This is a genomic window from Vibrio sp. 1402 (assembly GCF_033340275.1).
On the sequence record NZ_JAWOWE010000541.1, the window covers coordinates 1 to 564 of the forward strand.

1 protein-coding gene is annotated in these 564 nt (G+C 48.0%); it reads right to left on the reverse strand.

Going from position 1 to position 564, the window contains the following annotated elements; all coding sequences use genetic code 11:
- Positions 1–5 precede the first annotated feature (5 nt).
- A partial coding sequence (locus tag R7044_RS27145) for a DUF2057 family protein (RefSeq protein WP_225456219.1) occupies positions 6–564 on the reverse strand: 559 nt, incomplete at its 5' end.

The following is a 564-nucleotide window of genomic DNA, read 5'->3' on the forward strand; positions in this document are numbered from 1 at the left end:
AACGACTATTGCTGATTGATGTACGCTTTAAAGCGCGCTTTTGTTTCTGCGTCTGCTTTTTGGTACCAGAAGTGCAGCATTTCTTCTGCCGTAGAATCTGCTTTCACTGCGGTTGCACGCGCTTGTTTCATGTCTTCAGGAATCTTTGCAGGAAGCGTGACTGGTTGCATGGTCGCTGCGCCAGCAAAAGCGACAGCTGCTGTACCGCCAGCGCGGTTGTAATCTTCGATTTCACGCACGTAATCACGGCCGATTTGCATCCCCGGTTTGATCAGTTTGTCTTGGTCAACTGCGACTGCTTTGCCTGAACCATCAACCAGTTTCCAATCGAGATCTTTGATGTTTTCTTCCGCGTCACGCATGTTGCGGTATTTTGGAACTTCAATCGTCAACTCTGCATTTGCAGTATCGAAGCGTGCCACGATAGCGTCACTTTCTACGCTTAGACGGTCATTACCTTGGTTGAAGTAAGGTGCGTAGCGGAAAACGACTTGGTTTACGCCATCCGGTAGCGTCAATGTTTTTTCAGAAGCAAAAAAGCCGCCAGAAAGTTTCGCTTTTTCA